We start from the raw sequence: 21,962 nt of genomic DNA on the forward strand, positions 1-21,962 counted from the left end.
TCCTGGTGTGGGATGCGGAGCGGCGTCGTCGCAGGCGTGCGGGATCGCCGTTCGCGTGAGAACTTTCCTAGCACGGAATGCTCGTTGTTCCTGCATTCGGATGCGGATCCGGGCGCGATCTTTACACGGACGCAACAAAAGAGCGCTTATGCCGGCATTCATCAGCGGATTCCGCAGACGGCCGTTCCGCGCGGCTATTCGCCGCGCAGGCGGCGCCGCTCGGTCTCGATCGCGACCATGGCGAGCGAGATCTGGCGCCGCAGCTCCGGGTCCTCCGTACGGCCCAGGCGCGACGTCAGCTCCGCCTTCTCCCGCAGCAGATCGCGGTCGATCAGGCCGTCGACGATGGACCGCGCATACGGGCCGGGGTCGCCGCCCTGCGGGAGCTCGGCCACCGCCAGGGCGTTCACCGTCGGCGCGTACGCCTGCGGGACCTCGGCGAGCACGCGGTCCACCCATCCCGGCTGTTCGAGGGTCGCGAGCTGGCTGGCGATCGCGTCGCGCACGACGGCGTGGGTGGGATTCACGAACGGGACCTGGACGGCGCGGGCTGCGCGATCGCGGCCCACCTCGCCCGGGAGCTGCAGCAGCACCATGAGGCTCTCCCGCTCGGTCCGCTGCGTCGGGTCGGTGAGATCGGCCTGCGCCAGAGGGCGCGGCTGCTCCGCGGCGCCGGACCCGCCGTCGCCGGCATACGAGCGGCCGCGGCTGTCGTCGCGGGAGCCGTCGCGCGACCCTGACCCCCGCTGGGCGGCGCGGACGGCGCGGATCGCATCCTGCAGGTCAGCGCCGGAGAGCCGTGCGAGCTCGCGCGTGTAGCCGTTCTGGGAGGCGGGGTCGCGGATCGTCGCGACGATCGGAGCCCCCGCGCGCAGCGCCGCGGCGCGGCCCTCGACCGAGTCGAGGTCGAACCGCTCGACCGTGCGGCGGATCATGAACTCGAACATCGGCTTGCGCGCGTCGATCATCCGGCGCACCGCCACATCCCCCTGGGCCAGTCGCAGGTCGCAGGGGTCGAGGCCGTCCGGCCCGACGGCGACGTAGGTCTGCGCGGAGAACCGCTGCTCCTCGCCGAACGCCCGCGATGCGGCCTTCTGCCCTGCGGCATCCGGGTCGAAGGTGAAGATGACGGAACCCTGGCTGTTGTCGTCGCCCATCACCCGGCGGATGACCTTGATGTGGTCGACGCCGAAGGAGGTGCCGCAGGTGGCGACGGCCGTCGTGATGCCGGCCAGATGGCAGGCCATGACGTCGGTGTAGCCCTCGACCACCACGACCTGGTCCTGTCGCGAGATGTCGCGCTTGGCGAGATCCAGGCCGTAGAGCACCTGCGCCTTCTTGTACACGGGCGTCTCGGGGGTGTTCAGGTACTTGGGGCCCTTGTCGTCGTCGAGCAGGCGGCGGGCTCCGAATCCGATCGTCTGCCCGGTGACGTCGCGGATGGGCCAGATCAGCCGGCCGCGGAACCGGTCGTAGACGCCGCGGTCGCCCTGGGTGACCAGACCGGCCGTCAGCAGCTCCTCCTGGCTGAAGCCCTTCCCGCGCAGGTGCTTGGTCAGCTCGTCCCAGCTCTTCGGGGCGAATCCGACACCGAAGTGCGCGGCGGCCGCAGCGTCGAAGCCGCGCTCGCCGAGGAAGCGGCGGCCGGGGTCGGCGTCCGGAGCGGACAGCCGGTCGCGGAAGAACTCCTCCGCCGCGGCGTTCGCCGCGAGCAGGCGGGCCCGGTTGCCGGAGTTCTCGGACGGACCGCCGCCGCCCTCCTCGTAGTGGAGCTGGTAGCCGATGCGGGCCGCGAGCCGCTCGACCGCGTCGGTGAACGAGACGTGGTCCATCTTGAGCAGGAACTCGTAGACGTCGCCGCCCTCGCCGCAGCCGAAGCAGTGGTAGCGGCCGACCCCCGGCCGCACGTAGAAGCTGGGGCTCTTCTCGTCGTGGAACGGGCAGAGCCCCTTGAGCGCGCCGACGCCGCCGGTCTTCAAGCTGACGTAGTCGCCGACGATGTCGCCGATGTTGGTGCGGGCTTTGACCTCTTCGATGTCACTCTGTCGAATCCGGCCGGCCATGCTCTCGATTCTAGTGAGCCGGACCGACGCTCCGGCCCGAACGGCGAAACCCGACGCCGACCATCATCCGGCGGCGATCATCCGACGACGATCGAGCGGGCGATTCGCCCGAGGACGGGATCACTCCCCCGGCGGACGGCGACGCCGCGTGTTCTGGGCGATCTCGATGATGGCGCAGAACACTTCGATGCCCACGCGCAGCAGCAGCACGCTCAGCATGGCCCCGACCAGGGTGATGAGCACCCCGAACAGGAACACGAATGCGCCGATCGGCGCGTGCGTCGCGATCGCGGACGTGAGCGAGTTGGCGAAGCCGACGATGATGCCGAGCGCGATGAGCACCAGGCCGACGACGTACACCGGACCGGCGAGCTTGCGCGTGACGTAGTTGGTGAACGTGAAATCGAACAGCGACGAGAAGAACCGGGAGTCGTCGAGCCGGTCGGCGAGGGAGCCGACCGTGCGGCCTCGGCCCGCCTGCTGGGCGGCGGTGGGGCCGGCAGCGGGGTCGCCGGGTGCGGCGTCGGGTGCGGTCGGTGCCGTTTCGTCGACAGGAGCGGATGCGTCGGCGGCGGGCGGCGCGGGTGCCTCGGACGGCGCAGCCGGCGATCCAGCAGCGCCGGTGGCCTGGACGTCCGTCGCAGCTGCCTTTGTCGTGTCCACAGCGGCCTCCTGATTCGTGTCGGTCGTGTCGGCGGCGATCCGCTCGGTCGGGGCATCAGCGGATGCGACCGCGGCGCCGGCGGGCGCCTCCGCCACCGTGTCGGCGGTCGCGGGACGCGCGTAGAGCTCCTCGGCGGTCGGGAGACGCTTGGTCTCCGCGGCTCCGGATGTGTCGGTGCTGTCGGTGCTCGGCGTACCCTCGGCAGTCTCCTCGATCAGCGGTTCGGCCGGCGAGGTGGAGGTGTCGCGCGCCGATGTGCTCCGGCTCCTGCCCGCGCCCGTGGTGCGCGCCAGCGGCTCGCGGGCGCCGAGGGTCGCGTCCATGATGTCGGGAGCCTCGCCCTCTGGCGCGATCGGCGCGGACTTCGCCGTCGTCCGGCGGGTCCGCGAAGTGGTGGGCTTCTTGGCAGCGGGCGTTCGTGCGGTCGAACCCGCGGAGCGCCCGGTCGCCGCGGCGGTCGATTCACTCGGCTCAGCGGCCGGACTGGCGCTGCCCGCGTTGCGCGCACCGGCCGATGTCGTCTTCGCCGGAGCGTCTTCGGCGGGTGTCGTCTTCGCCGGGGCCGCCTTACCCGCAGGAGACTTCGCCGGCGTCGAGGCCTTCGCCGCCGTCGAGGCCCTCGGGGTCGCCGAGGCCCTCGGGGTCGTCTTGGCCGAGGTCTTCGCCGCCCGGGCGGTGGAGGATCCGTTCGCCCGCGGCGTCCTGGCCGCACCCGCAGTCGCACCCCCGCGCGCCCTGGGCGTTGCGGTCCCGGCCCCTTCCGGAGGGGTGCCGGCCGTCTCCGGAGACTCCCCCTCTGCGGGGCGGTCGCCGTCGGACGGTGGTAGTGCGGTGCTCATTCGTCTCCTCCCGAAGCCTGACTCCCAGCATTCTGCACTGCGCCTCCGTATACAAGCCCGGCGCGCGGCGCATGGTGCCCTTCACAGCGGTTCCGCGCCGCTGCCCGCTCATGCGGCGTCAGTGCTGCACGAGACGCTCGTACCAGCTGAGAGCGGACTGGTCCGTGAGGCTGGCCACCTGGTCGACGACGACGCGTCTGCGCTCCTCGTCCGTGCCGGCCGCGCGCCAGTCCTCGGCGAATCCCGGATCAAGCTCCGCCGGACCGCGCTGGTAGAGCAGGTCGGCGAGCGTTGTCAGGATCTGACGCTGCTGTGCATAGATCGGCTGCCGCGTGTTGCGCGACATCACGAAGGTCGCGACGATGCCCTTCAGCACCGCGATCTCGGCCTGGATTCCCGTCGGGACGACGACGTCGGCGCCGAACCGGATGAGGTCGACGCGGCCCGCGGCCTCCTTGGTCGCGTGGACGGCGGCGTGGGCGAAGCGGCCGATCAGCTGGCTGGTGAGGTTCTTCAGCCGGGCCTGCGACCGGCGCGAACCGTCCCAGCCGTCGAGCCAGATGTCCATGCTGTCGAGGCGGTCGAACGCCTCGATGAGCTCCTGGTGGCTCACCTCGCCGCCGATCCACTCGTGCATGGACTGGACGAGGTCTTCGTGATCGACCCGGCTGCCGAGCGCTGCGACGTCGATGTAGCCGTTGACCACGGCGTCCTCGAAGTCGTGCACCGAATAGGCGATGTCGTCGGAGAGGTCCATGACCTGGGCCTCGATGCAGCGCTGGCGCTCGGGAGCGCCCTGGCGCATCCACTCGAAGACGGCGCGGTCGTCGGCGTAGAAGCCGAACTTGGCCCGCCCGCTCGGATCGGCGACGGAGGACGCCGCAGGCCACGGATACTTGCAGCTCGCGTCGAGGCTGGCGCGTGTCAGGTTGAGCCCGTACGGCCGGCCGTCCCGCCCGAACACCTTCGGCTCGAGCCGGCTGAGCAGCCGCAGCGTCTGCGCGTTGCCCTCGAAGCCGCCGATGTCGTCGGCCCAGGAGTTGAGCGCGCGTTCGCCGTTGTGGCCGAAGGGCGGATGCCCGATGTCGTGGGCGAGGCAGGCGGTGTCGACGATGTCGGGGTCGAGGCCGAGGCTGTTGGCGAGCTCGCGGCCGACCTGCGCGACCTCGAGCGAGTGGGTCAGCCGGTTGCGCGCGAAGTCGAGCCCGGCCGTCGGGCTGAGCACCTGGGTCTTCGCCGCGAGACGGCGGAGCGCGCTGGAGTGCAGCAGACGGGCCCGGTCGCGGGCGAAGTCGCTGCGCCGGTTCGAGTGCTGCTCGGGCAGCCAGCGCTCCCGGTCGTGCTCGGAATACCCGTCTTCTGCGGAGGCCTCCGCGGTCGGCACGGCGGGTGCGCCCGTGCTCGCTGCCACGTCATCCACCACTGTTGTGCACCTCCGCGTCGGCGACCTCGGCGCGCTGCGCACCGTCGAGCTCGCGGCTCTGCAGCCAGCCGTCCGGCAGAGCGGGCCGCTTCGGCGAGCCGGCCCGGCCGCGCTGACCCTCGGCCGCTTCGCCCGGGTACTCCTGGTCGGCATCGAGCGTGGCGAGCAGTTCGTCGAGGTGCTCCAGCGTGTCGACGGTCGCGAGGCTCGCGCGCAGGTCGCCGCCGACCGGGTAGCCCTTGAAGTACCAGGCGACGTGCTTGCGGATGTCGCGGCAGCCGCGCTCCTCGCTGTCGAAGAACTCGACGAGCAGCTCCGCGTGGCGCCGGAAGGTCTGGGCCACCTGGCCGAGCGTCGGGTGGGCCTGCGCCGCCTGCGCCTCCGCCTCGGAGATCTCGCCTGCGCGCGCGCGGAAGGCGGCGGCGAGATCGCCGAACAGCCAGGGCCGCCCGAGGCAGCCGCGGCCGACCACGACGCCGTCGCAGCCCGTCTCCTCCACCATCCGGATCGCGTCGGCGGCCGACCAGATGTCGCCGTTGCCGAGCACCGGCGTCGAGGTCACCGTCTCCTTGAGCTTCGCGATCGCCGACCAGTCGGCGTGGCCGGAGTAGAACTCCGCCGCCGTGCGGGCGTGCAGCGCCATCGAGGCGACGCCCGCCCCTTCGGCGATGCGCCCTGCCTCCAGGTAGGTCAGATGGTCGCTGTCGATGCCCTTGCGCATCTTGATCGTGAGCGGGATGTCGCCGGCAGCCTGCACGGCGCCCTCGACGATCTCGCGGAACAGCCCGAGCTTCCAGGGAAGCGCGGCGCCGCCGCCTTTGCGGGTGACCTTGGGCACCGGGCAGCCGAAGTTGAGGTCGATGTGGTCGGCGCGGTCTTCGGCGACGAGCATCGTCACCGCTTCGCGCACAGTCACCGGGTCGACCCCGTAGAGCTGGATGGAGCGCGGAGTCTCCGACTCGTGGTGCGTGATGAGGCGCAGCGACTCCGGGGTGCGTTCGACGAGCGCGCGCGACGTGATCATCTCGCTGACGTAGAGACCGGCGCCGAACTCGCGGCAGAGACGGCGGAACGCCGTGTTGGTGATCCCGGCCATCGGCGCGAGGACGACCGGCACGTCGAGCCCCAGCGGACCGATGGTCAGCTGAGGCGCGTGGCTTAGGGTGGCAGTGGTAGACATCTCACTCGATTCTCCCAGAAAGCGTGCTGAGCTATGGCCGAGAGCCCCGAATCCGTGGACAACTCCCCCGTTGGCGAAACTGTGAGCACCGGACGGGAGCGCGTCTCCGTCGACGCGCGGGCCCGCGGCATCGACGTCGACATCGTGGAGCGTCCCGCCGCACGGAGCCTCGAGGAGGCCGCAGAGCTGCTCGGCATCCAGCCGGGCGACATCGTCAAGACCCTCGTGGTGAAGCGCAGCGACGACACCTTCGTGTTCGCACTCGTGCCCGGCGGGCGCAAGATCGCGTGGCCAAAGCTGCGCTCCGTGCTGCAGGTCAACAAGCTCCAGCTCCCGGACGCCTCGGTCGCGTTCGCGGCCACCGGTTACGAGCGCGGCACCATCACCCCGTTCGGCAGCACGACCGCCTGGCCCGTCATCGCCGACGCCACCATCCCCGGCCGCCGGGTCTCCATGGGCGCAGGCGAGCACGGCTACTCCCTCTTCGTCGACGCGGACGCCCTCATCGCCGGCTTCGACGCGACCGTCGCCGACATCACCGACCCCGAGTAACCCTGGTTGACGCAACACGCCGTTGCGGCCAGGGCTGAGACGGCGTGTTGCGTCAACCAGGTGGGTGGGCTGTGGAGAGTTCCGGACGCCGGGGACCGGCCGCTGACAGCATGACGTCATGCACGACCTCCAACTCGGCGACAACTTCTCGACCTGGGACGCTCGCGTCGCGGGCGTCTCGCGATCGCGCCTGCGCCGATCGGACCTGCTGAAGCCGCACCATGGCGTCAGGGCCATGACTCCGGCCACGGATCTGATCGATCGGTGTCGCGCTTTCCTGCCCGCCATGGGCCCCCGGATGCTCTTCAGCCATGTGACGGCAGCACTGTTGCACGGGCTCCCTCTGCCGGCCGCGATGACGGATGCCGACCCCCTGCATGTGTCGGCGCGAGCGCCGATGCGCGCTCCTCGCCACGTCGGAGTACGAGGTCACCAGACTCGCCAGCCGGATGACGCGATCGTGTCATTGCACGGACTCCCCGTCTCCTCTCCGGTCGAGACCTGGTGTCAGATGGCGTCCGTGCTGCAGGAGCGCGACCTGGTCGTGCTCGGCGATGCGCTGCTGGCGAAGCGGAACCCGCTCGCGACGGTGGACGATCTCGTCCTCGCCGTGGATGCGAGCCCCTGTCGGCCGGGGATACGCCGGCTCCGCTCGGCGACGTCGCGGGTGCGGCCGCGCACCGAGTCTCCGATGGAGACGATCCTTCGCCTCGCCATCGTCGACGCCGGGCTTCCCGAGCCCGCGGTCGATTACCGGATCCTCGGGGCGAACGGGGAGGCCGCCGCGCACGGCGACCTGGTATTTCCGAGCGCTCGCGTCGTCGTGGAGTACGACGGCGACCACCACCGGACGGATGCGCGGCAGTACTACATCGACGTGGATCGTCTGTGGCGCATCCGCTCGCTCGGATGGGAGGTCGTGCGGATCAACAAATCCCACATGTCCAGCAACGCCGTGGAGGCAATCCGCCGTATCCGGCTCGCCCTGGCATCCACATGACACGACTCGCCGTCGCGGATCACGCTCCGACGGCGTGTTGCGTCAACAAGATCACGGGAGGACGCAGGTGTCGCCCTCGCAGAGGGCGGCGTCGCCGCCCAGCGGGATGAGCGTGGGGCGCGCAGGGGTCGCGGCCGCCGCGGCCGGGGCGGCGGCCGGCTCCGCGCCGGTCACGCGGTCACCGCCGCGCGCTCCGACCAGACCTGCTCGAGCACCTGCGCGAAGGTCTGCGCGTCCTGCGCACCCGACACGCCGTACTTCCCGTCGATGACGAAGAACGGGACGCCGTTGATGCCGTACTCGCCGGCCGTCGCCTGGTCGGCGCGCACGTCCTCCAAGTACTGCTCCGATTCGAGAGCCTGGAGGGCCGCCTCCCGGTCCAGGCCAACCTCGGCCGCCAGATCGGCGAGGTCGGCGATGCGACCGACGTGACGCCCCTCGACGAAGTACGCGCGGAACAGGCGCTCGGCCAGCTCCAGCTGCTTGCCGTTCGCCTTGGCGAAGTGCAGCAGCTCATGGGCCTTGACGGTGTTGGTGTGCTTGAGGTGGTCGAAGTCGTAGTCGAGCCCGACCGACGAGGCGATGCCCGTCACGCGCTCCAGCATCTGCTCCACCTGCTCGGCGGGGAGACCCTTGTGGCCGGAGAGGAAGTCGATCTCGCTTCCGTCGAAGTCGACGGGCGTGTCCGGGGACAGTTCGAAGGAGTGGTACTCGACTTCGACGTCGCGTCCGTCGCCCGCGCCGGCGAACAGGCCGCTCCCTGCCTCGAACTTCCGCTTCCCGATGTAGCACCAGGGGCACGCGATGTCGGACCAGATGTCGATCTTGATGGGTTCGCTCACCTCAGAGGCAACGCGCACGCCGCTGCGGTCTATTCCGCGGTGGATGCGGATTCGGCCGTCGGGGCGTCCACCGCCCCGCCGAACCGGCGGTTGCGGCGCAGGTACAGCTCCACCGCATCCCACAGATCGGTGCGGCTGAAGTCCGGCCAGAGCGTGTCGAGGAACACCATCTCGGCGTACGCGCTCTGCCACAGCAGGAAATTGCTGGTGCGCTGCTCCCCCGAGCTCCGCACGAAGAGGTCGACGTCCGGCATGTCCGGCAGGTAGAGGTGACGCTGGATGGTCTTCTCGCTCACCGCGGACGGCCGCATCCGCCCGGCCGCCACCTCGTCGGCGATCGAGCGCACGGCGTCGGCGATCTCCGTCCGGCCGCCGTAGTTGACGCACATCGTCAGCGTCAGCACGTCGTTGCCCGCAGTCAGCTGCTCGGCGAACTGCAGCTCCTTGATGACCGACGACCACAGCCGCGGCTTCCGCCCCGCCCAGCGCACCCGCACGCCCCACTCGTTGAGCTGGTCGCGGCGGCGGTGCAGGACGTCCCGGTTGAATCCCATCAGGAAGCGCACCTCGTCGGGCGACCGCTTCCAGTTCTCGGTCGAGAACGCGTAGACGCTCAAATGCTTGATGCCCGCCTGGATGGCGCCGGCCACCACATCCAGCAGCGCGGCCTCCCCCGCCCGGTGCCCTTCGATGCGCGTGAGGCCCCGGCGGTTCGCCCAGCGGCCGTTGCCGTCCATGACGATCGCGACGTGCGACGGCACGCTCCCGGCCGGGAACGCGGGCGGATACACGCCGGTCCAGTCGAGCGGGCGGTACTCGACCGCGTCCTTGTGCGTGTACGGCTTGGGGCTCATCCACTCGCCTTCTGGTCGTGCTGAACGTGCTGGAGCGAGCGCAGCCCGCGTTCGAGATGCCACTGGGTGTACGCGGCGACGACGCCGTTCGCCCGGTTCCGCGTGATGTCGGGCGCCGCCTCCGCCGCCTCCCAGTCGCCCGACAGCAGTGCGCCGAGCAGGGCGATCGTGTCGGCGTCGACCTTGGGGGCTCCCTGCGGAGCGCAGTCCGCGCAGACCACCCCGCCGAGCTGGACGACGACGGACGTGTGCGGGCCGGGCGCGCCGCAGCGCGAGCAGTCCTGGAAACTGGGCGCCCATCCGGCGAGGGACAGCGCGCGGAGCAGGTAGGAGTCGAGGGTCAGGCCTGCGCCGTGCTCCCGCCGGGAGAGCGACCGCAACGCGCCGACGAGCAGGAGGTACTGCTGGATGGACGGCTCGGCGTCCGTCAGCCGGTCTGCCGTCTCGACCATGGCATTCGCCGCGGTGTAGCTGGCGTAGTCGTCGGCGATGAGCGCTCCGTACGCGCCCAGAGTCTCGGCCTGCGTGATCACGTCGAGGCTGCGCCCCTCGTAGAGCTGGACGTCGGCCACCATGAACGGCTCCAGCCGGGATCCGAACCGGGAGGCCGTGCGCCGCACGCCTTTCGCGACCGCACGGATCTTGCCGTGCTGCCTGCTGAGCATGGTGACGATGCGGTCGGCTTCGCCCAGCTTGTGGGTTCGGAGCACGACGGCTTCATCACGGTAGACAGGCACACTCCAGTATCGCGCGCCCGGCTGACAGTGCGGCGGATGCGGCGGGCGCGGCACTTACGGTTACCTCGGTCGCAGGCTCCCTCGGCGCTGGGGTCGCGGCATCGCTCCGCGCTGCCCCTGAGCTCCACCGCGCGCGCGTGATACACATGGGGGGTGACCACGACCCCCGTCGACATCGGCGCCCTGTCGATCCCGCTGTGGGGCGACCTCATCGCCGTCGGCGTTGGCAGTCTGCAGGGCGCGATGTTCGCCTCCGGCTTCCGCGACCGCCGGCTCGATCTGCTCGGCGTCGCCATCATCGGCGTCGCCACGGGCGTCGGCGGCGGACTCCTCCGCGACATCCTGCTCAACGTCACCCCGGTCGCCCTGCAGTCGAACTGGTACCTGCCGATCACCGTGGTCGCGGCGCTGCTCGGGATGCTGCTGGTGCGGCTCTTCCGCCGGCTCGATCCCCTGATCACCTTCCTCGACGCGTTGACGATCGGGCTGTTCGGCGCGATCGGCGCCAGCAAGGCGCTGTCGCTCGGTCTGCCCGAGGTGCCTGCGGTCTTCGTCGGGGTCGTCTCGGCAGTGGGCGGCTCGATCCTCCGCGACATGCTGCTGAACCTCCCGATCGCGCTGATGCACGTCGGCTCGCTGTACGCGGTCGCGGCGGGAGCCGGGACGATCGTCCTGGTGGTGATGGTCGACGTCGGCGTCCCGCTGATCCCGTCGGCGGTCGTCTGCGTCGTGGTGACGCTCGTGATCCGGCTGCTGGCCGTCCGTTTCGGCTGGAGTCTGCCGGAGCAGCGCGAGCTGGGCCGGATCCCCCGGATGCGGTGGCCACGGTTCACCCGCCGTCAGACCGCGGCACAGACGGACGAGCGCACCGAGACCGGCGCGATCCCGCGCTACCGCATCGACAAGGGCGACTGAACGCCCCTCCTCCTCCCGCGATTTGGCGCAAATCTCGGGAATCGGGGCGTCTTTCGCGCGATGTGGCGCAAATCTCACGGACCCGGATGCGACGGAACCCGACATCCGGTGCGGATGTCGGGTTCCGTGAGGACGCGCGTCAGGCGGAGACGAGCTCCTGAGCCTCGTGACCAGCGGTCGAACGCACCGCGCGGTTCACCGCGGACACGACCGCCTTGAACGACGCCGTCGTGGTGTCCGCGTCGATGCCGACGCCCCAGCGGCGCTGGCCGTCCACATCCACCTCGACGTAGGCCGCCGCGAGGGCGGACTCGCTCGCCGACAGCGTGTGCTGCGAGTAGTCGTACAGGTGGGCGTCGACGCCGTGCTGGTGCAGGATGTCGAAGAAGGCCGCGATCGGACCGTTGCCCTCACCGGTGGCCTTCGAGACGGTGTCCCCGTCGCGCAGGGTCACCGTGAGCACCACATGCTCGCCCGTCTCGTTCGAGGTCGTCGTGCTGCCCAGCTCGAAGCGGCCCCACTTGGCGTCCGGGTCGGAGGCCGGCGCGGGCAGGTACTCGTCCTGGAACACGGCCCAGATCTGGTCGCTCGTGACCTCGCCGCCTTCGGCGTCCGTCTTCGCCTGAACGACTCCGGAGAACTCGATCTGCAGCTTGCGCGGCAGGTCGAGCGAGTGGTCCGTCTTCAGCAGGTAGGCGACGCCGCCCTTGCCGGACTGCGAGTTGACGCGGATGACGGCCTCGTAGCTGCGGCCCAGGTCCTTCGGGTCCACCGGCAGGTACGGCACGGCCCAGACCAGGTCGTCGACCGGCGTGCCGGTGCGCTCAGCTTCGGCCTCCATGGCCTCGAAGCCCTTCTTGATGGCGTCCTGGTGCGATCCGCTGAACGCGGTGAAGACCAGGTCGCCGCCCCACGGGCTGCGCTCGCCGACGGGCAGCTGGTTGCAGTGCTCGACGGTGCGCTTGATCTGGTCGATGTCGCTGAAGTCGATCTGCGGGTCGATGCCCTGCGTGAACAGGTTGACGCCCAGGGTGACCAGGTCGACGTTGCCGGTGCGCTCGCCGTTGCCGAACAGGCACCCCTCGATGCGGTCCGCTCCGGCCATGTACCCGAGCTCGGCGGCGGCCACGGCCGTGCCGCGGTCGTTGTGCGGGTGGAGCGACAGGATGACGTTCTCGCGGTGGTTCAGGTGCCGCGACATCCACTCGATCGAGTCGGCGTAGACGTTGGGCGTCGCCATCTCGACCGTCGCCGGCAGGTTGATGATGACCTTCCGCTCCGGCGTCGGCTCGAACACCTCCAGCACCTGGTTGCAGATGTCGGCCGCGAACTCCAGCTCGGTGCCGGTGTAGCTCTCGGGCGAGTATTCGTAGTAGATGGTCGTTCCGGGCACCAGCTCTTCGAACTGGCGGCAGAGCCGCGCGCCGTTCAGCGCGATGTCGATGATGCCCTGCTGGTCGGTGCGGAACACCACGTCCCGCTGCAGGATGCTCGTGGAGTTGTAGAGGTGGACGATGGCCTGCTTCGCCCCGACCAGCGACTCGTACGTGCGCTTGATCAGGTGCTCGCGCGACTGCGTCAGCACCTGGATCGTCACGTCGTCCGGGATGGCGCCCTCTTCGATCAGGCTGCGCACGAAGTCGAAGTCGGTCTGGCTCGCGGACGGGAAGCCGACCTCGATCTCCTTGTAGCCCAGCCGCACCAGCAGGTCGAACATGATGCGCTTGCGCTCGGGGCTCATCGGGTCGATGAGCGCCTGGTTGCCGTCCCGCAGGTCGACGGCGCACCAGCGGGGCGCCTGGGTGATGCGCTTCGACGGCCAGGTGCGGTCCGGCAGGTCGACGCGGATCTGCTCGTGGAACGGCCGGTATCGGTGGATCGGCATGGCGCTCGGCGCCTGTGTGTTCTTCATGGTCTTCAGGAATCCTCTGCTCGTGTGGTGTGGAGAGCCGACGACGAACTCCGCGACGAGTGAGGCCCGGATCTAGGACTCGTCGCGGCAGCTAAGGAGGAGCAGACCGTACACAGGGTCGAGGGTACCACGCGCGGCTCAGCCGCGCCCCCGAACGAACGTCGCGGCCTGCCGGACGGACAGCTCCGGCAGGTACGCGCGCACCAGCGCGATGCCGATCGCGGGCAGCGCGACCGGATCCGGATAGGCCATGATCAGCGGGTGAAGCTCCGGCTGGAACTTCTGCTTGAACTTGAGCAGCGACCGGAAACCGTACACCGGCTCGAGGGAGGAGCTGAGGTAGCCGAGCACCCGGTCCATCGTGTCCTTGCCGCCGTCCGGGGTGGCCGCGGTGTGGGCGAGCGGCGCGGCGGAGAGCGACATGAACTCGATGCCGTCGTCCTTCATCCGTGTCGCGGCCTCGGCGATGAGGAACTCCATCACGCCGTTGATGCTGTCGGGGCGCCTCCGCATGAAGTCGAGCGTCCAGCCGACGACCACACCGGCGCGGTAGCTCGGCAGCCAGCTGGTGACGGCCTCGATCCGGCCGTTCTCGTCCACCGCCAGCATCAGCCGCACCTCCGGGTCGCGGAGCTCGTCGAGCCCGCCGAGGGTGAACCCCATCTCCGGGAGGTCCTTCTCGGCCACCCACTGCTCGGAGATGTCGGACAGCTGGACGGCCGACGTGAGCGGGAGGGCGGCGAACGTCGTCCACTCCGCCCGGATGCCCGCACGCTGGGCACGGTTGATCGACGACCGGACGTCCTGCCACTTCTTGCCCGTCGTCGCCCACAGCTGCGGACGGATGACGGTCTCCTCCGCGACGGTCATCGTGGACCAGCCGAGGCGTTCGAACAGGGACGTGTAGCGCGCCTCCACGCTGTAGAACACCGGGATCCAGCCGTTGTCGTCGCAGAAGCGCGCGAAGCCCTGGATGGCGCCGTCGTGCGGGCCGAGCGCTCCGAAGGGCCCGCCCGTGGTCAGCGCGACGCGCCCCTCCACCCGGTAGGCGATCGCGCCGCCGCCGATCGGGTCGAACCAGTACGAGTTGCCCGGCCACGTCGCCATGAAGGAGATCGCGTCGCCTCCGCCGCGGTGCAGCAGCTCGCGCACGTGCGCATCCTCCGTCGTGCCGCGCCGCCGGAGCCCGCGCCCGAGCATGGCGGGGATGGCACCGATGATGGCGACGAGCCAGAACACCGTTCCGATGTTGTGGTAGACGATGGTGGCGAGGGGGGTCGTCGGCAGGTACTGGACCGGCTCGCGCCGCAGGAAGCTCACCGGCACGAAGCGCTCGAGCACATCCGCCAGGAGGTCGCTGACGTCGATGGGACGCGTGAAGCCGGTGTCGCGCTGCAGCCACCCCACGAAGACGTAGATCGCGACCAGGCCGACACCGGTGCCGAGCAGCAGGAGCAGGTATCTCCGCACCGCCTTCGCCGACGGCATCACGGTGAAGTGACGGCGGAAGACCACGAGCAGCACCGCCATCGCGAGCGGCACGAGCGTCGACAGCGCGAGGATGAACGTGACCTCCCAGTACCGCGGCGACACCGACGGCCGGGCGGACGCGATGGGCAGGATGCCGTAGTACAGGGCGGAGAGCAGCGCGAGCAGTCCGTTCACGGCGACCGCGAGCCACACCGCGAACCGGCGTCCGCGGAGGAGCCCGTACGCCGCAACGAGCAGGACGAGCAGCGGGAGCACCGAGAGCAGCACCGGGCCGAGACCGTTGATCCGCTCCAGGGTCAGCTCGCGGAAGCACTCCCGGGTCACGGCGAACGCCTGGCAGCGCTCGACCACCGATGTCGCGCTCGGGGCCTCGTTGCTGAACAGCAGGCCGACCGGTGACAGCAGCCCGTACCGCGTCGAGCCGAGGAGTCCGATCACCGGTCCGACGGCGGTGATGGTCAGAGCGGAGGCGAGCAGCACCCGGACCTCGTGGTGCGAGCTGCGCAGCCATCCGCCCGTGACCTTCGTCTGCCGCAGCAGCGGACCGAGCGCGAGTCCGGTGAGCACGGCGAGCAGACGGTAGAGGTCCGACGGCATCCCGGAGTACAGGAGGTACATGATCGCGACGAGCAGCGTGATCACGCGGATGCGGCGCCGCCAGAGCGTCCCGGCGAACGCGCTCGCGGTCATGATCGTCCCGCCGATCGCCGTGAACGCGTCGAGCACGAGCAGTCCGTGGACGTTCCGCGCCCACAGCTCGCCGATGTCGTTCGCGGCCACCTGCACCAGCGCGCCGACGACGATGCCGACGGCGGCGGTGCCGAAGAACGCGAGGGCCGTGCGCCAGGTGCCCATCAGCCGTTCGGACACGCCGACCAGCAGGACGGTCAGCACCAGGACGACGATCAGCTCCAGCAGGTCGTCGGTGAAGAGCACGGCCGTGAACGGCGACCACCAGTGGCCGTCGAGCAGCTGAACGGCTCCGGCACCCAGCCAGCCGCGGAGCGGGCGGTGCGGCCCGCGCACGGGCCCGGTGATGAGCGCGAGCACGAGGATGAGCAGCGTCACCCCGGTCGTGAACGGGTGGCTCGCGATGAGGCGGCCGGCGCGCTGGGCGAGAGCGGCCGGTTTCACGACCCCAGCCCCAGCTGCCGCGCGATCGCCGGGAAGCCGTGCGCCAGCACGTAGCGCACCGTCTTCCAGTCGTGCGCCGTGCCCGGCGAACTGAGCAGCTCGGCGCGGATCCCCGCCCGCTGTGCGTCCTCGTACAGCGTGCGGGCGAACCCGGAGTACTTCGCGTCGTCGGCTCCTGCGCCGAAGACCATCACCGAGTCGCGATACGGCGTGTTCGCCTTCATCATCGCGGCCGGCTGCGCCTTCTCGTACGCCTGCTTCGAACCACCGAATCCCGTGCTGATGGTCAGTGCCTCATTCCCCAGTGTCGGTCCCAGCTCGCTCGACGACGCGAGCGCCGATCCGAACAGGTCCGGCCGCCCGCTCGCGAACTGCACCGCGCAGGTCGCCCCCTGCGAGTAGCCGAACACGCTCCATCCTGCCGGGTCACTGCTCACTCGCAGGTGAGAACGCACCCAATTCCGCACATCCGTCAGCAGATACGTCGCCGAGTTCCCGTAATCCGCGGAGTCGACGCACATCGGATTGCGACCGGGTCCCCCCAGCTGGTCGGCGGCGACCACGATCGGGGCGTAACCGTCGTGCTGGGCGGCGAATGCATCCATCGCCCGCGCCAGTCCCCCGGCGGTGAACATGTCGGCCGGGGCGCCCGGCTGGCCCGAGAGCGCGTACATCACCGGCAGCGCCGGCGGGTTCGCCGTCAACGCGACGGGCGGGAGGTAGACGACGGCCTTTCGGGCGGGGAACCGCGACTCGGTCGCCGGGATGCGGACGGTGCCGACCTCGCCCTTCGCCGGGAGCTCGCCCGCGGCGGCCGGAGTCGTGGTCGCCTTCCAGTCGGTCCCGGCAACGACCTCCCCCTTCTCCGCGTGCAGCTGGAGAGCGCCGTACGGCACCACCCCGAGCACGTCGTTGAGATCGCGGTACGCGCCGAAGTCCGCGTTGATGCCGCAGAAGGCCGCCGCGAGGAACACCGGGATGCTCACGATCGCGACCACCTTGCGCCACCAGCGGGAGCGGAACAGGTTCGCCACCGCGAGGCTGACGCCGCCGAAGCCGAGCGCGGTCCACAGCGTCGTCACCGGCGTCAGGGCGACGCCGAACACGTCGAAGACGTCGGTGACCAGCCACACCAGGAACCATCCGGCCAGGCCCCCGGCCAGCGCGGCGATCAGCCCGGCCAGGGTCCGGCGCCAGGTGGGCCGTGCGAGAAGGTAGAGCGCGAGGAGTGCCGCCACGACATCCAGCGTGATGAGGAACGGCGGCTTGTCGATCCTCAGCGTGTTCAGCCAGTTCAGGGAGGGATCCTCTCGGGGGCGGCCCGGGGAGCGGGACGGGGCGGACGCCTCATTATTCCGGTATCAGTTCATCGATAGCTGAAGCTCTGTGAGAGTTCAGGCAACCACCAGGGTGTGTCACTCCACGGCGAGGGCCGCGACGGGCGACACGCGGGTGGCCCGGCGGGTCGGCGCGAGCGCGGCGACCACGGCGAGGACAGCCGCCCCGAGGACGATCGCGGCCAGGAACGGCCAGGGAAGGACGGGCGCGAGGACGCCTCCGCCGGGGATCATCCCGAGCAGGGACTGCGCGCCGATCCAGCCGTAGACGGTTCCCAGCGCGAGCCCAGTCAGCACAGAGGCGACGGTCAGCTGCGCGCTTTCGGCGAGCACCATCCGACGCACCTGGGCGGCAGTGAAGCCGAGTGCCCGCAGGAGCCCGAGCTCCCGGCCCCTCTGCAGGACGCTCAGCGAGAGCGTGTTGACGACGCCGCACGCCGCGATCATCGCGGAGAATCCGACGAGGACGGTGAACACCGTCATCGTGCCGCCGATGATCTCGTCGGCCCCCTGGTACATCCCCGGCTCGTTCGCCTGGGCATCGCGGATCAACTGCTGCCAGGTGGATGCCGCGACGACGAACATCGTGATCAGCGTCACCCCGATGACGAGACCGATCGCGGTGCGGGAGCTCCGCTCGGGGTTGCGCACGGCATTGGCCGCGGCCAGACGTCCGGCGGCGCCGCGGCCGAGGAGCAGTCCGATCGCGCGCAGCACCGCCGGCAGGAAGAACGGCGCGGCCAGCACGATCCCCGTGAAGGAGAGGATGCCGCCGGGCAGCGCGACGAGCACACCGTAGGACGACAGCTGGGCGAGCGCCGCGCTGACGCGCACGAAGGTGCCCGTGCCGAGGAGCAACCCGAGGACCAGCAGGGCCGTTCCGGACAGGATGAGGACGAGCGACACCGCGAGCCGTCCGCGGCTGCGCACAGCGGCGGCGGGACGCTCCTGGGCGGCGCCCAGCGCCTGCACCGGCGTCACCGCGAGCACCCGGCGGCTGCCCACCCACGAGGCGAGCCAGGTGGTGAGCACGACCACCACCGCGGGAGGCACCATCAGGAGGCTGAGCACGGGGTACTGCGCCTCGGGCAGCACGCCGGTCATGACGAGCAGGCGCACCGCGAGCAGCGAGAGCACGGCGGCGGCCGCCCCGCCGACGGCGGCGCCGATCAGGCCGACCGCGAGACCCTCGCCGGCGACCGAGCGACGCTGGGCCCGGGCGCTGGAGCCGATCAGCCGCAGCAGGGCGATGGTGCGGGTGCGGCCGGCGATCACAGTGGCGAAGGTGTTCGTCGTGACGATGGCGCCGACGTAGACCGCGACCACGAAGAAGATGCCCGCGACGATCGCGAGGGCGAGCTGGACGCTGGCTCGCTCCCCCATCGACGATCCGCCGATGAACGCCGCCAGCACATCCACCCCGCCGACGAGGGCGACGCCGAAAGCCGAGCTGAGCGCTGCGACCAGGATGCCCGCGCGGTGGTCGCGCGCATTCGCCCGGAAGGCCGAGAAGGGCCGGCTCACGCGTGAGCCTCCATCCCGAGCATGAACGACGAGATCTCCTCGGCCGGCGACTGCGCGCGTTCGGCCGCGACCCGGCCGTCGGCCAGGAAGACGATGTGGTCGGCGTAGCTCGCCGCCACCGGGTCGTGGGTCACCATGGCGATGCTCTGCCCGAACGTCCGCGCGGCCTCCTGGAGCACCCCGAGCACCTCGCGGCCCGTCCGGGAGTCGAGGTTGCCGGTCGGCTCGTCCGCGAAGACGAGGTCGGGCCGCGTCGCGAGGGCGCGGACGATCGCCGCGCGCTGCTGCTGACCGCCGGACAGCTCGTGCGGTCGGTGGGTCAGGCGGCCGCCGAGGCCGAGGGTGTCGACCAGGTGGTCGATCCACTCGCTCTGCTCGCGGGTCGGCCGGCGGCCGTCGAGCTCGAACGGCAGCAGGATGTTGCCCCGCACGTCGAGGGTCGGCACGAGGTTGAAGGACTGGAAGACGAAGCCGATCCGACGGCGGCGCAGCAGGGTGAGCTCCGCATCCCCCATGTGCGTGATCTCGGTGTCGCCGAGGAACACGCGGCCGCCGGTCACGGAGTCGAGTCCGGCCATGACGTGCATGAGGGTCGACTTGCCGGAGCCGCTCGGCCCCATGACGGCCGTGAACCGGCCTGCCGGGATCCCTAAGGTGACGCCGTCGAGCGCGTTCACCCGGCCAGCGCCCGTGCCGTAGGTCTTCGTGGCCGCTTCGACGCGCGCCACCGTTTCTGTGAGAGTCAGCTCCATGCCCTCAACGCTAGGGACGCGTCTCCGCGCCCGGATCGGGCGGTGGAGCGATCCTGTGTCCTCCCTGAGGATGACGCGGGATGGCACCCGGGCGCGCCCGCGCGCTGCGGCGTCCCGGCCGGGAGCCGGCTATTCGGCCGCGGTCAGCCCGTGCTCGAAGGCGTAGACGACCATCTGCACGCGGTCGCGCAGCCCGAGCTTCGCGAGGATGCGCGAGATGTGCGTCTTGACCGTCGCCTCGCTCAGGAACTCCGACCCGGCGATCTCGGCGTTGCTCAGGCCGCGCGCGGCGAGAACGAAGATCTCGCGTTCCCGTGACGTCAGGGAGGCGAACTCCGGCGGTTCGGGACGCACCGGCTGCGCGGACGAGAAGTACTCGAACAGCTCCCGCGTCGCCCCCGCGGCGATCACGGCGCTGCCCGCGTGGACGGTCCGGATCGCGGCGAGCAGGAACTCGGGCTCCGCATCCTTCAGCACGAACCCGCTCGCGCCTCCGCGGATCGCCCGCGCCGCCGCCTCGTCGAGGTCGAACGTCGTCAGCACCACGATGCGGGGCGCCGACCGGCCGGCGCGCTCCGCATCCGCGATGATCGCGCTGGTCGCGGCGATGCCGTCCATCACCGGCATCCGGATGTCCATCAGCACCACATCGGGACGGGTCTCCGCGGCCAGGCGCACCCCCTCCTGCCCGTTGCCCGCCTCGCCGGCGAACTCCAGATCGTCCTGCGAGCTGAGCAGCATCCGCACGCCCGCGCGGAAGAGCGGCTGATCGTCGACCAGCAGCACCCGGATGGGCGCCGCCTCGAGCGTCGCGCCGCTCACGCGGCCGCCCCTGGGAGGAAGGCGGTGACGACGAACTCCCCGTCGATCGGCCCCGCGGTGAGCGATCCTCCGGCGAGGGAGGCGCGCTCGCGCATCCCGGGCAGTCCGTGCCCGATCCGGGGCAGCGAGCCCGTCGCGGTCGGTTCGAGGGCGGTGTCTCTCATGGTGTTCCTCACGGTGATGACGATTCCGGGGTTGCGGTCGGCGGACGACTCGGCGAGCAGCACACTCGCCGGCCGGCTGGTGTCGCCGTGGCGGAGGGCGTTCGTCAGCGCCTCCTGCACGATGCGGAACGCGGCGAGCTGCTGCGCCGAGCCGAGGGTCGCGACGCTCCCCCGCCGTTCCAGTTCGACGTCGAGCCCCGCCGAGCGGATGTGCTCGACCGTCTGGTCGAGGTCGGCCAACGTGGGCTGCGGTCCGTCGTGCGCGCCCGGTTCACGAGCGGCGGGATGCGACTGGCGCAGCTCCGCGAGCAGCACCCGCACGTCCCCGAGCGCGGACCGGGCGGTGGATGCGATGGTCGCCAGCGCCTCGTCCACTGCCTCCGGGTCGGTGCGCCGGGCGTAGCGCGCTCCGTCCGCCTGCGCGATGACGACCGCGAGCGAGTGGGCGACCACGTCGTGCATGTCGCGGGCGATGCGCGTGCGCTCCTGCTCGACCACCACGTCCTCGACCGCGCGGTTGCGGTCGAGCTCGGCCTCGGCCCTGGCGCGGCGCGCGACGCGGGCGTTGCGCCACGTGCGCATGAGCAGACCGAGCACCCACGACAGCCCGAGCACGGTGATGCTGACCACGAATAGGAACGCGAACTGCAGCGCGACGCTGGCGATCGCGCTGGAGAGCAGGTCGTAGTACCCCTGGGCGACGGCGGCCGTCACGGTCAGGTACAGGGCGGCGACCAGCGCTCCGATACCGGCCGAGATGAGGCCCGCCGCGCGGACGATCCGGTCGCCGTACGCGGCGGTGGCGTACAGCACGATCAGCACGCCGAGGTTGCTGACCAGGATGCTGTGGCCGGTGGTCATCTGCAGGACAGCGGCCAGCCAGGCGATGGAGAGCGCGACGGCCGGCGACATCCGCCGGAGCGCCACCGCCACGGCGAAGGCGATCGTCACCAGGAAGGCCGCACGGTCGCCGCCGGCGACGACCAGGGCGAACACGGCGAAGACGATGGCACCGGCGACGTCGGTCGTCAGCTGCGCGCGCGTGAGGCGCCGCACGAGCTCCGGCCGCGTCGGATCGTCCTCGGCGGACTCGATGCCGCCGTTGGAGGCCAGCCAGACCAGGACGGAGGGCCCGCGCGCGCCCGAGGCGACCACGTTCGCCGCCCGCTGTCGTGCGACCAGGAATCCGAGCAGCCACGCGGCGACGAAGATGACCGCCAGCAGCAGGCTCATCAGCAGGAACCCGACGCCCTGGCTGGTGTAGTAGCCGCCGATGACCGGTCCGAACCGCGGGAACTTCAGGTCGCCGCGGACCGTGAACAGGTACGCGACCGCCGGGGCGAGCAGGATGGCGGACGAGAAGTCCAGCCAGCGGAGCACCCGCCCGCCGTGCGCAGCGGCACCGACCAGCGCGGCGACCACGGCGACCGCCGAGATCACGCGGAAGGCGCCATCCAGCGACTCCTGCTCGGTCAGCTCCAGCAGCACGGCGACCCACAGCAGCCCGAGCGCGACACCGGGCAGGATGCGCGACAGCGCAACGGCGCCGCAGTAGAACACGAGGGCGAGCCCCGCCGAGAGGTCGTACGGCAGGCCGGTCAGCAGCCACGCCGCGAACAGCACGACGGCCAGCGCGGGCTCCAGCACCCAGCGGTGCGGGGCGAGCGCGCTCAGCAGTCGGCGGCGGTCGGGCATGCTTCTACCGTACGGTCAGCGCCCGCGCGGTCGCGCATCCGTGCACCGGAATCATCCTCGGG

Annotated in this window: 18 protein-coding genes; 3 read left to right on the forward strand and 15 right to left on the reverse strand. The window is 70.9% G+C overall.

What is annotated here, in order from left to right; all coding sequences use genetic code 11:
- Positions 1 to 194: 194 nt before the first annotated feature.
- The 4 genes from dnaG to dusB form a co-directional block, all read right to left on the reverse strand.
- Complete coding sequence (gene dnaG / locus BLW09_RS08520) at positions 195 to 2,063, reverse strand: DNA primase (protein WP_089911081.1); 1,869 nt, start codon at positions 2,061 to 2,063, stop codon at positions 195 to 197.
- Between the two features lie 120 nt (positions 2,064 to 2,183).
- A complete protein-coding gene (locus BLW09_RS18910; RefSeq protein ID WP_157696920.1) occupies positions 2,184 to 3,566 on the reverse strand; it encodes a DUF4282 domain-containing protein in 1,383 nt (460 codons plus the stop codon).
- 118 nt (positions 3,567 to 3,684) lie between these two features.
- On the reverse strand, positions 3,685 to 4,977 hold the full coding sequence (locus tag BLW09_RS08535) for a deoxyguanosinetriphosphate triphosphohydrolase (RefSeq protein ID WP_442911289.1): 1,293 nt from the start codon (positions 4,975 to 4,977) through the stop codon (positions 3,685 to 3,687).
- Between the two features lies 1 nt (position 4,978).
- The gene (gene dusB / locus BLW09_RS08540) at positions 4,979 to 6,169 is read right to left on the reverse strand and encodes a tRNA dihydrouridine synthase DusB (protein ID WP_089911090.1); all 1,191 of its coding nucleotides are present in this window, start codon (positions 6,167 to 6,169) and stop codon (positions 4,979 to 4,981) included.
- Between the two features lie 33 nt (positions 6,170 to 6,202).
- Between dusB and BLW09_RS08545 the strand changes: the two genes are divergently transcribed.
- Together BLW09_RS08545 and BLW09_RS18915 are read left to right on the forward strand one after the other, a co-directional pair.
- The gene (locus BLW09_RS08545) at positions 6,203 to 6,721 is read left to right on the forward strand and encodes an aminoacyl-tRNA deacylase (protein WP_442911290.1); all 519 of its coding nucleotides are present in this window, start codon (positions 6,203 to 6,205) and stop codon (positions 6,719 to 6,721) included.
- 118 nt (positions 6,722 to 6,839) lie between these two features.
- A complete protein-coding gene (locus BLW09_RS18915; protein ID WP_157696921.1) occupies positions 6,840 to 7,721 on the forward strand; it encodes an endonuclease domain-containing protein in 882 nt (293 codons plus the stop codon).
- Between the two features lie 51 nt (positions 7,722 to 7,772).
- Here BLW09_RS18915 and BLW09_RS19265 read toward each other — a convergent pair whose 3' ends face one another.
- The 4 genes from BLW09_RS19265 to recO are packed head-to-tail and all read right to left on the reverse strand — an operon-like array spanning position 7,773 to position 10,154.
- Positions 7,773 to 7,895 carry a hypothetical protein gene (locus BLW09_RS19265; RefSeq protein WP_269457908.1) on the reverse strand — a complete coding sequence of 41 codons (123 nt, stop codon included), beginning with the start codon at positions 7,893 to 7,895 and terminating at the stop codon, positions 7,773 to 7,775.
- Positions 7,892 to 8,563 carry a DsbA family oxidoreductase gene (locus BLW09_RS08555; protein WP_089911100.1) on the reverse strand — a complete coding sequence of 224 codons (672 nt, stop codon included), beginning with the start codon at positions 8,561 to 8,563 and terminating at the stop codon, positions 7,892 to 7,894. Before BLW09_RS08555 ends, BLW09_RS19265 begins: the two co-directional genes overlap by 4 nt.
- 29 nt (positions 8,564 to 8,592) lie before the next feature.
- On the reverse strand, positions 8,593 to 9,417 hold the full coding sequence (locus BLW09_RS08560) for an isoprenyl transferase (protein ID WP_089911103.1): 825 nt from the start codon (positions 9,415 to 9,417) through the stop codon (positions 8,593 to 8,595).
- The gene (gene recO / locus BLW09_RS08565; protein WP_089875707.1) at positions 9,414 to 10,154 is read right to left on the reverse strand and encodes a DNA repair protein RecO; all 741 of its coding nucleotides are present in this window, start codon (positions 10,152 to 10,154) and stop codon (positions 9,414 to 9,416) included. Before recO ends, BLW09_RS08560 begins: the two co-directional genes overlap by 4 nt.
- A 153-nt stretch (positions 10,155 to 10,307) precedes the next feature.
- On the opposite strand from recO, the gene BLW09_RS08570 reads away from it, so the two are divergent.
- Positions 10,308 to 11,069: a trimeric intracellular cation channel family protein gene (locus BLW09_RS08570; protein ID WP_089911105.1), complete on the forward strand. Its 762-nt coding sequence runs from the start codon at positions 10,308 to 10,310 to the stop codon at positions 11,067 to 11,069.
- A 139-nt stretch (positions 11,070 to 11,208) separates the two neighbouring features.
- Here the strand turns inward: BLW09_RS08570 and leuA are convergent, their stop codons facing one another.
- The 7 genes from leuA to BLW09_RS08605 form a co-directional block, all read right to left on the reverse strand.
- A complete protein-coding gene (gene leuA / locus BLW09_RS08575) occupies positions 11,209 to 12,981 on the reverse strand; it encodes a 2-isopropylmalate synthase (RefSeq protein ID WP_089911108.1) in 1,773 nt (590 codons plus the stop codon).
- Positions 12,982 to 13,119: 138 nt separating this feature from the next.
- Complete coding sequence (locus tag BLW09_RS08580; RefSeq protein ID WP_089911111.1) at positions 13,120 to 15,606, reverse strand: bifunctional lysylphosphatidylglycerol flippase/synthetase MprF; 2,487 nt, start codon at positions 15,604 to 15,606, stop codon at positions 13,120 to 13,122.
- Positions 15,603 to 16,844, reverse strand: a complete 1,242-nt coding sequence (locus tag BLW09_RS08585; protein WP_089911114.1) for an alpha/beta hydrolase — start codon at positions 16,842 to 16,844, stop codon at positions 15,603 to 15,605. The genes BLW09_RS08580 and BLW09_RS08585 overlap by 4 nt, the downstream gene beginning before the upstream one ends.
- A 177-nt stretch (positions 16,845 to 17,021) precedes the next feature.
- The gene (locus BLW09_RS08590; protein ID WP_089911118.1) at positions 17,022 to 18,467 is read right to left on the reverse strand and encodes an ABC transporter permease; all 1,446 of its coding nucleotides are present in this window, start codon (positions 18,465 to 18,467) and stop codon (positions 17,022 to 17,024) included.
- The gene (locus BLW09_RS08595; protein ID WP_089911120.1) at positions 18,464 to 19,219 is read right to left on the reverse strand and encodes an ABC transporter ATP-binding protein; all 756 of its coding nucleotides are present in this window, start codon (positions 19,217 to 19,219) and stop codon (positions 18,464 to 18,466) included. Before BLW09_RS08595 ends, BLW09_RS08590 begins: the two co-directional genes overlap by 4 nt.
- A gap of 129 nt (positions 19,220 to 19,348) precedes the next feature.
- Positions 19,349 to 20,041, reverse strand: coding sequence for a response regulator (locus BLW09_RS08600; RefSeq protein WP_089911123.1), 693 nt, complete (start codon positions 20,039 to 20,041; stop codon positions 19,349 to 19,351).
- A complete protein-coding gene (locus BLW09_RS08605) occupies positions 20,038 to 21,900 on the reverse strand; it encodes a sensor histidine kinase (RefSeq protein ID WP_089911127.1) in 1,863 nt (620 codons plus the stop codon). The genes BLW09_RS08600 and BLW09_RS08605 overlap by 4 nt, the downstream gene beginning before the upstream one ends.
- Positions 21,901 to 21,962: the final 62 nt, after the last annotated feature.

It is taken from the genome of Leifsonia sp. 21MFCrub1.1, assembly GCF_900107895.1.
In the GTDB taxonomy this organism is placed as follows: Bacteria; Actinomycetota; Actinomycetes; order Actinomycetales; family Microbacteriaceae; genus Leifsonia; species Leifsonia soli.